At 51.4% G+C, this 6,000-nt stretch carries 5 protein-coding genes; 4 read left to right on the top strand and 1 reads right to left on the bottom strand.

The annotated features are described in order from the left end of the window. Positions 1 to 283: 283 nt before the first annotated feature. Together RB297_RS12335 and RB297_RS12330 are read left to right on the top strand one after the other, a co-directional pair. Entirely contained in the window at positions 284 to 1,585 is a 1,302-nt protein-coding gene (locus RB297_RS12335) for a DUF1963 domain-containing protein (protein WP_375120555.1), read from the top strand. 124 nt (positions 1,586 to 1,709) lie between these two features. Continuing rightward, the gene (locus RB297_RS12330) at positions 1,710 to 3,014 is read left to right on the top strand and encodes a stalk domain-containing protein (RefSeq protein WP_375120554.1); all 1,305 of its coding nucleotides are present in this window, start codon (positions 1,710 to 1,712) and stop codon (positions 3,012 to 3,014) included. Between the two features lie 202 nt (positions 3,015 to 3,216). Here RB297_RS12330 and RB297_RS12325 read toward each other — a convergent pair whose 3' ends face one another. Further along, entirely contained in the window at positions 3,217 to 4,485 is a 1,269-nt protein-coding gene (locus RB297_RS12325) for an MFS transporter (protein WP_375120553.1), read from the bottom strand. Positions 4,486 to 4,763: 278 nt separating this feature from the next. On the opposite strand from RB297_RS12325, the gene RB297_RS12320 reads away from it, so the two are divergent. Both RB297_RS12320 and RB297_RS12315 read left to right on the top strand, forming a co-directional pair. Beyond that, the gene (locus tag RB297_RS12320) at positions 4,764 to 5,345 is read left to right on the top strand and encodes a TetR/AcrR family transcriptional regulator (RefSeq protein WP_375120552.1); all 582 of its coding nucleotides are present in this window, start codon (positions 4,764 to 4,766) and stop codon (positions 5,343 to 5,345) included. A gap of 86 nt (positions 5,346 to 5,431) precedes the next feature. Next, complete coding sequence (locus tag RB297_RS12315; RefSeq protein WP_375120551.1) at positions 5,432 to 5,941, top strand: GNAT family N-acetyltransferase; 510 nt, start codon at positions 5,432 to 5,434, stop codon at positions 5,939 to 5,941. The last annotated feature ends 59 nt before the right edge of the window (positions 5,942 to 6,000 follow it).

Raw genomic sequence — 6,000 nt, 5'->3', positions numbered from 1 at the left:
GGTAGCCGGTCCTAGGTTTAATGTGGTGACCGAATACTAGGGGACGGGGTCTCGTTGGAGTGATGGTAACACAGAAAAGGGGATGGGTTACAGCTGAGGTGGAAGGAACATAGAAGAGGGGCCGGGATCCAGCTGAGGTGGAATTACCATAGAATAGGGGCCGGGCTCCAGCTGAGGTAGACTTACCATAGAATAGGGGCCGGGCTCCAGCTGAGGTAGACTTACCATAGAATAGGAGCCGGGCTCCAGCTGAGTGGACTTACTAGAATAAGGAGGGGACCGCATGACAGAACGGCTGCCATGCCGAAGCGAAGGATGTTCGGCAACGATATTGCCGGCAACCGCGGCCAAAACCGGCGGTTATTGCATGCCGTGCAAGCAGGAGATGGAGCGCGCAGAACGGCAGCGTTACATAGAACAGCACCGGAGAGATATCGACTTGTACGAGGGGATAACGGACCCGGTAGAGATCCTTAAGATCATGCATGCCCCGGTGATGCGGGATCCATTAATCCGATATATTCCCTATCATCTGAAAAGAGAAGAGGTATATTCCGCTTTATCTGAGGGTGACGCCGACCGCATGCTGAATGCAGCCCTTGAACTGCTCGAATCGGGCGATGAGGACACCTGCCAGGAGATTCTTGTGTCCCTGATCTGCTATCGGGACTACTCGCTTGAATCCTGCATACCGATACTGCTGGAGCGGGGGATCTATTACCCCGGCATTTTGTTCAAAGATGCCCCTGCCCGAGGCCGGGACCGGATGCTTCAATTCGTTGAGCAGGACAGGGAGAACCGCAACCATCTGCTGTTGGCCTTGGCTTGGATCGGCGATGATCAGGTTGTGCGCCAATTTCAAGAATGGAGGTCCGATCCTCCATCTTGGGCTAAGGAGTTGTATGTCCCGCCGGAAGCTTATGCGCATGAGGGGGGCTGGGAGCTAACGGAGAATGGGAGCAAGCGCCGACTATTCTACCATGACAGCTACGCCATAGCGAAAAAAGTGCCAACAGAAAGCACCTATGCAGTTGAACCCGAGCCCGCACAATTTTTGAAGGAGGATTCCGCTTCCTGTCCATGGTGCGGAAGCAGCCTGACCATTTTGGCGGATCTGGACAACAGCCATCCGAAGCTTCGATTCCTGGGGTTGTCCGGAGAGAGGCTTCGTGTGAGCACCTGCGTGAACTGCAGTTGTTACGAAACGATATACATGGATGTGGATTTTCACGGAAAATCCGAATGGAGCCAGGCTAATATTAAACCGGAATATGTGCCTGGGCCTGATTCCGGGGAGGATGAGCGAAGCTTTAGTGCGGCGGGAAGCTCCTTGCGGATTGCGGACAAGCCTCGCAGCAGCTATTATGCCGCCTATTGGGCGCTCGGTCCGGCGGTCTCGCAAATCGGCGGTTATCCGGCTTGGATCCAGGACGCCGTCTATCCTTCCTGCCCTTGCTGTTCCCGAAGCATGACATTCATCGGGCAGCTGGATTGGGAACAGATCGAGGAGTACGGGGAAGGCATCTATTATATGTTCCTGTGCGCGGACTGCAAGGTCACGGCAACTCTATTCCAACAAACATAGGCTGAATCCTGCCATGTTTGAATAACGGCTTCCAGCTATCAGAAAGCGAGTATACTATTTTTTCCCTACGGTAAGCGTGGCTGGGGGCAGCGGACATGGTGTTGCGGCATGGAGCGACGGCTCCGTGACCGCCTGGGGTTATAACAAGTCAGGTCAAGTAGGTGACGGGACCAGCATTCATCAATTGGTGCCCAAGCAAGTCGCGGGTCTGACTGATATTGTTCAGGTGGCGGCAGGCGACAATTCTTCATTTGCCTTGGACAAGAACGGGGACGTGTGGGCTTGGGGCGATTATTACTCGCCTTATATTAACGGGGATCCGTTGTTGCCTTTCCAAAAAAGGGGAGGGCTGATCAAGCTGGAAGGACTTAAGGATGTAGCCAGCCTGGCCATTTCAAACCATGGTTCTGTCGCATTGCATAAGGATGGGTCTGCAACGATATGGAGTCCGACGTTTGATCCGAATGATCATTTAAAGATGACGGTAAAATACTTTCCTATCAAGGGAGTCACGAATGCAAAAACAATAGTGGTCGCCGGACATGAGGCCCTGATTCTCGCTAAAGACGGCAGCGTCGATATGTTAACGGTATATAATAGTTTCTACGGCCGGTTCCGCCTGGAACGCGAGTTTCGCGAAGTTAAACCGCTGGTTGCTTCCTCCATTACCGGAATCGCCGCGCATTGGTATGACGTGTTTCTGCTGCATGAGAACGGAACGGTGCTGCGGTGGAATGTGAACACGAAGCAGCAAGCGCCGGCTGCGGTGAAGGGATTAAACGATATCCAAGAGATAAGAACGGGGAACAACCGTTTATTTATGCTTAAAAACGACGGCACGGTCTGGCAGTGGAATTACAACGATCCGACGGCAAAACCTTTTCGAGTGAAAGGTCTGACAGGTATAACGGCACTTTGGGGAAGCAAGGGATATACCGGTTATGCAACCAATCAGGACGGCAAGGTCCTGGCTTGGGGAGAAGAGAAATATCAAGGCAGCGGCTCGCCTAACGAGAACGATGGGAATCCGGTCATGGTGCAGCCTCCTTTATCTTGGACGGTAAACGGACAAACGGTTAGCTTCTACGGTTCTTCCGCCATGGTGGAAGGCAAGCTGTATGTACCGTATAATAGCGTATTTGAAGCCTTGGGGATCAAAGTGAAGCGCGGACAGTCCAATCCGGATCCGAAACAGGGAAAACAGCGGTTTCCGATTTGGTCTTTCTCTTATGGCGGAAATACCGTATCCATTAAATCCAGTGATCCCGCCGTTGTATTGGTGAACGGGAAGGTGACGCGAGAAGATGCAAGCGTTCCATTCCTGGCGAATTCGACCATGTTTCCATTGGAGTTGATCACATCAAAGCTTGGCATTCCGATGTCCTGGAATAAGACGACAGGCGAAGTGATCCTGGGGAAAACGCCATAAGAATAGGATGAAGGCACGCCCAAACGGCGTGTCTTTCGTTATTTTGAGGAACTGCATCCATAGGAACTGTATCCATAACGATAAATAGAGAGCTTCCAAAATAATTGACGTATGGGCTGGAAGCTCGCCACTGTTCGTGGATATTCTAAAAGATCGCCCCCCCGTTTCCGAGGGAAGCGATCTTTTGTAGTTTGAATTACTATCAGTGGGCACCTTTAGCGCCTTTGGTCACGGCCCAAAAAATAAGAGCAACAGCGCTGACGGAGGCCCCGAGCACGCATACCCCATGCCAGCCGAAGTGTGCGTAAACATGGGTCGAAGTTATGGAACCGGCAGCACTTCCGATGGAGTAGAACATCATGTAGCCGCCAACGATCCGACTGCGCGCCTTCGGCCGCAATGCAAAAATCATGCTCTGATTCGTGACATGCACGGCCTGTACCGCCAAGTCCAACAGAATAATGCCAATGACCAAGGCGAACAGCGACCGTTCCGTGTAGCCGATGGGCAGCCATGACAGCAATAGCAGGAACAATGCAATTCCCGTCGTTCGCTGTCCATAACCTCGATCGGCCAGCTTACCGGCCTTTGCTGCAGCCATTGCCCCAACGACGCCCACGAGGCCGAACGCCCCGATAGCCGAGTGCGAAAGGGATAGCGGCGGCGAGCTCAGAGGCAGTACCAATGGAGTCCACAACATGCTGAAAGCCGTAAAAATCAGCATAGCCAACACAGCGCGGATACGTAATAGCCGTTCTTGCAGGAACAACATCCATACCGACTTAAGCAGTTGAGCATAAGAAAGAGTCTTTACCTTGCGCGCAGCATTTGGCAGCACCTTATATAATGCGTAAACCATGAGCAGCATCAACGCAGCCGAAACCAAATAAACGAAGCGCCATCCTGCAAGATCCTTCAGGAATCCCGAAACGGTTCGCGCAAGAAGGATCCCAATCACGATTCCGCTGGTTACCATGCCGACGACACGCCCTCTTTCGGCAGGGGCAGCCATAGTTGCCGCGAATGCCACGATGGTCTGCGTCACAACGGCAAGCAGTCCTACCAAAGCCAACCCTGCGAAGAGCATCGCACCGGAGGAAGCAGTACCAACGATAACCAGAGCTGCTGCGGAGATCGTCATCTGACCGATAATCAATCGGCGCTGGTTCAGCAAATCTCCCAGAGGTACGAGCAGCAGCAGTCCCATTGCATAGAAGACCTGCGTGACGGTAATCACAATGCCGATGATGGAATAATCCATGTTGAACTCGATTGACAGCTGATCGAGCAGCGGCTGTGCAAAGTAGATGTTAGCAACCGACATGCCGCAGGCAATCGCAAACAATAACGTCACGTAACGAGTCATTGGAGCAGCATAAATGCCTTCAGACGAACTTGGCGCCCCCTGTGACGTATCAGCCCCCGTTTCGTTACGGGCCGCTTTTTTATCCAGCATTCCCTCCAGTTTCATGCATCCAATCCTTTCGTTTTTTGTGTACTGATCGGTATAATAAAATCATCGATAAATATATCCCACAATGACAATTCATGTCAATACGTTTATTGAAATGATTAGAATTATACTTGCGGGTGTTGATATAAATGTAAAAATCGGATGTTCGGTGATTGACAAAAGCATTCGTAGATCTTAAAATTACTTTACTGATTGGTAATGAAATTAAACTATTTGCTTACCGCCTGTGATCATCGAGCTTCCTTTAAATCTAAAGTAACGAGAGGTGATTAACGATGGGACGAGTCCGCGAATTTGATGAAGAGAAGGTATTGGATGCCGCGATGCAGCTGTTTTGGGAGAAGGGATATGAGGCTACTTCATTAAGCGATTTGACCTCCATAATGGGCATTCAGCGGCCCAGTATTTACTCTGCGTTCGGAGACAAAAAAGAGCTGTTCGAAACCGCGCTGCGCAAATACACGAGAGGGCATGCTTCCGAGGTGCGAACCAAGCTGCAAAATCATCGATCGGTCAGGGATGCGTTTCGAGCCTATTTTGAGAATGTAGTGGATGAGGAATACGCCGAAAGCCGCAGCCGCGGATGTTTTTGCATTAACACGATGGTCGAGCTTGCGCCTCATGATGAGAAATTTGAAATTCTGACAAGGGAGCATCAGATGTATCTGGCGGTCATATTCCAAGAAACCATTGAGCGGGGCATACAATCGGGCGAGCTTGCGAAGGGCACAGACGCCAAAGCTTTATCGCAAGCGCTCATCGTATCCTTGATTGGGCTGACCGTGATGTTGAAATCCCGTCCGGAGCGCTCTTTCGTAAACAATACGATAGAGGTGACTCTTACATTGCTTAAATAGGATGCTTTCGAGGGTCATGCGTTACGAGTTGTTGCAGCCGTCCAACCATAGTAAACTGTTCTAAAAAAACAATAGTAGGTGTTTCGATGAATATGAACATACGGACGGGACGGATAGAAGACCTTCAGGAAATCATGGCTTTGGTTGCACGCTGCGTTACGTTTATGCAGGCTGGAGGCAGCGATCAATGGGATGATCGATATCCGAACCGGGAGGTAATCGGTGAGGATTTACAGCGCGGAACGTTGTTTGCGGCTGAAGGCGAAGGCCGTATTTTAGGGATCGTTGTTCTCGACGAATCGCAGGCAGAACAGTACCAAACCATTTGCTGGAAGCAGGACGAGGGACCGCATCTTATGATGCATCGCCTTGCCGTCGATCCGGAAGCACACGGGCAGGGCATCGCGCGAACATTGGTAGCTTTCTCCGAAGAGTATGGCGCGCGCCAGGGTTACCGAAGCTTACGACTGGACACCTATGCCAAGAATACGGCTGCGCTTAAGCTGTATCAAGGCTTAGGTTATGACCTGCGGGGAGAAGTGAATTTCCCAGGGAGAGCGGCAAGCTTTCCGGTATTCGAGAAGGTGCTTGGATAAACAGGCCGTGGAGCAAGCCTGCTATGGATCAGCGCGTAACGCGGGTCCGTGGCGGGCTT

Source organism: Paenibacillus sp. CR_12 (assembly GCF_041953985.1).
Lineage (GTDB): Bacteria > Bacillota > Bacilli > Paenibacillales > Paenibacillaceae > Paenibacillus_AQ > Paenibacillus_AQ lautus_A.
Note: the sequence above shows the minus strand (reverse complement) of the source record. Positions and strands in the feature narration are given on the sequence as shown.